At 35.0% G+C, this 3,231-nt stretch carries 2 protein-coding genes and 1 pseudogene; all 3 read right to left on the bottom strand.

Annotation, left to right across the window (positions count from 1 at the left end):
* Positions 1 to 857: 857 nt before the first annotated feature.
* The gene (locus HHL23_RS22305) at positions 858 to 2,399 is read right to left on the bottom strand and encodes an NAD(P)/FAD-dependent oxidoreductase (RefSeq protein WP_169236935.1); all 1,542 of its coding nucleotides are present in this window, start codon (positions 2,397 to 2,399) and stop codon (positions 858 to 860) included.
* Between the two features lie 541 nt (positions 2,400 to 2,940).
* The gene (locus tag HHL23_RS22300) at positions 2,941 to 3,096 is read right to left on the bottom strand and encodes a hypothetical protein (protein WP_169236934.1); all 156 of its coding nucleotides are present in this window, start codon (positions 3,094 to 3,096) and stop codon (positions 2,941 to 2,943) included.
* A 17-nt stretch (positions 3,097 to 3,113) separates the two neighbouring features.
* Positions 3,114 to 3,231 (bottom strand): annotated as a pseudogene (locus tag HHL23_RS22695) (IS5/IS1182 family transposase); the annotation flags it as partial.

Below are 3,231 nucleotides of genomic sequence, written 5' to 3'. Positions count from 1 at the left end.
TAATGAATTAATTTATTGATTATCAGATGAATATACAATATTTTATCTCAACAAACTAATGATAAATTATTTATTATCAAATAATTATATACTATCTTATGTGACTTCTATCATGCGTTTGCCCTGTACGGGAACCCATACCATTTTCTTAATTTAAATTTTTTACATTTAATCTGCGATTGCAAAGAATCTTGGTAATGATAACCAGATTAACTTTTATAGCAAAACAATCCATCAAGTGTAAAAGAGAATAATCGGGCGAAATGACAACCGATATTTATTATGGATTTTAGCTAATATTCGGTCCCATAAGAAGGGGGATTCTTTCACCTTGGTTATTGATATTTCGATCCTTCATCAATGATCACTTACTCAAGTAATTTGATTGAATTGGGTATGAAGTTATAATTTAAAATTTCAATGATTAGTAAATTTCAATGTGTTGACTTTGATAACTGATTTGTGGAACATATGCTGATAATTTATCTAAAATTTGTTTTTCTAAAACTTTTATAAATCTTTTTATTAATGTAGAATATCTGCGTATTCATCAGAATTAGAAGTATTAATATGAAACTAACTTTCTTTATTATGAACGATACTGTTCCGAACATGTAAATTAAGGTAATAATATGACTGGAATTGTTGTTCATATATCCATTTATTCCCCAATAGTTTGCTAAAAAGATTGCTTCAGTGCCTGTGACTGCACCAATGCTGAAGTTTCAGGCGTCAAATTCTGGCTGAAATATTTTTATAAAATTCTTTTTAAGTATATTAAATTGACTGTTACACTGCCCTCTACCGGTTAAACTATGTATTTCCCGGATACAACAATTGGTATAATAGAAAGTTTGTTATGATGCGCTTAATATTGCATTCGCACAGTTAATTCCATCTATTGCGGCAGATAAAATTCCGCCTGCGTAACCGGCACCTTCTGCACAGGGATATAAACCTTTTACCTGAGGATGCTGATAGGTTTCTTTATCCCTTGGGATCCTAACCGGCGATGATGTTCTACTTTCAACACCAACCAAAATGGCTTCATTAGTATAATAACCTCTAATTTTTTTCCCAAACAAGGGCAATGCTGCACGCAAACTATCTGATACAAAATCAGGCAAAATGTTATCAAGCATTGAACTTTTGGTACCTGGGAGATAAGAATTCCTTGGCAGATCGATCGATAATCTATTGTTCACAAAATCGACCATTCTTTGTGCAGGCGCAACCAAATTACCACCACCAGCCTCGAAGGCTCTCTTTTCGATTTCTGATTGAAAATGTAACATCCTGAGCGGATCGTAACCCTGAACATCCTCTAAGGTAACCTGAACCACTGTTCCGGAATTGGCAAAAGGGTTGTTCCGCTTAGATGGCGACCAACCGTTAACCACAATTTCATTTTCACCTGTGGCACATGGCGCAATAATACCTCCCGGGCACATGCAAAAAGAAAATACGCCACGGGTACCAACCTGCTCTACCAAACTATAATTGGCCGGTGGTAAAAATTCTGATCGGATATCGCAATGGTATTGTGCCGCATCAATAGTTTCCTGAGGATGCTCTATCCTTACCCCTAAAGCAAAAGGTTTTGCCTCGATCAGAATATTTTTTTTATTTAACAATTCGTAAACATCTCTTGCCGAATGGCCTGTTGCCAGGATAATATCATCGGCAAATAACTTGTCCTGAAAATTAACTTCTATTCCTTTTACTTTACCAAATTCGATTAAAATATCGGTCATCTGGCTATCGAAAATCACTTCACCACCAGCATTTAAGATAGTGTTTTTTATGGAAGTAATAATATGTGGAAGTTTGTTTGTACCGATATGCGGACGGGCATCGATCGTGATATCTGGCTGTGCGCCATGGTTTACAAAAACCTGAAGCACTTTATTAATGTCGCCGCGCTTATTGGACCGGGTGTATAATTTGCCATCTGAATAAGTACCTGCTCCACCTTCACCGTAACAATAATTAGATTCGGTATTTACCAAACCCTGTTTATTTATGGCAGCTAGATCTCTACGGCGTTGCTTTACATCTTTACCGCGTTCGATAATAATGGGTTTTAATCCGTTTTCGATACACTGTAAAGCAGCAAATAAACCTGCTGGGCCTGCACCGATAATGATTACAGGTTTTGCCGTACTTACATTAGGGTAATTGACAGTGTAAACTTCCGGAACGGCTTCTTCATCCACAAAAACCTTTACCTGAAGGCGAAAAATGACTTTTCGAGAACGGGCATCTATAGATCTTTTCAGGATTTCAAAGCCTTTTATCCTAGATTCGGATAGTTTTAAGGCTTCAGCCAGTTTTTGGTTGATTAGCTCAGTTTGCTCTACCTCGTGAGGAAGCAATGTGATTTCGATGTCTTTTTGCATATCAAGTCGGGTTTTTATCCCGAACGGTACAAAGATAGACAACTATCAAGAAAAATTGATACTATTTATATGCTGTTGCATATGCTTAATAAACGCCCTAAAATAATTCATTTATTTGGAAATCAAACACTTATTGAATATAAGCATTTTTTATTTGTTAATAATCTCATTATTAGTGAAACACTGAATTTCCGCCGATTTGAATTTCAACAAATTTGAATTTTGTTAGTATTTGTTTTGCCTAAATATCTGATATGTTGTATCTTTTGATTAGGTTAATTTAGGTTTATGCATAGCAGTCCCCGATTTGTCCCCTGTATTACTTAAAGTATTGATAATAAAAGAGCTTCAGTTTCTGTATTGGATACTCTCAGATTTTCCCTTTTCAGTGTTCCCTACAAGAATACAGAAATTTTGCTTTCCCTAATTTTTTTTTATCTAGATCATGATAAACCCAATCAAAGAGCATATGGATCTCCTCACGTTCGATATATTAATTTGGAATTTCAGAAAATTCAGGTCTTTCAGATTTTAAACTGATTTAACCTCTGTCTAACTCTGTTCCAGGCTTCACGCCGTCAATGGTTTTTTCTGAAAATATTTGTCGGATATCTTTTCGAAGCTCTTCTATAACCGTATTGGCGGTAACGGTTCTAACTTCAAAAATAGGAGCTAAATGTTTACTTTTTTTCATCATTTAGATAATGAGGTCATTTAAACTTTTTTAGATTTATAAAATTTGTTCAGAGCTATAACCATAAAAGCGATATAATTAAAAGACTTCCAACTCGATACTGTTGTGTCAAAACGATTAAGCAATGATCGAAAACTA

The organism is Chryseobacterium antibioticum (assembly GCF_012927325.1).
In the GTDB taxonomy this organism is placed as follows: domain Bacteria; phylum Bacteroidota; class Bacteroidia; order Flavobacteriales; family Weeksellaceae; genus Chryseobacterium; species Chryseobacterium antibioticum.
This window is presented reverse-complemented; position numbering and strand designations above follow the sequence as displayed.

What these genes read in the sequence shown, in the direction of transcription:
- HHL23_RS22305 (WP_169236935.1), bottom strand. Translation starts at nt 2,399, where the DNA reads ATGCAAAAAGACATCGAAATCACATTGCTTCCTCACGAGGTAGAGCAA.
- HHL23_RS22300 (WP_169236934.1), bottom strand. Translation starts at nt 3,096, where the DNA reads ATGATGAAAAAAAGTAAACATTTAGCTCCTATTTTTGAAGTTAGAACC.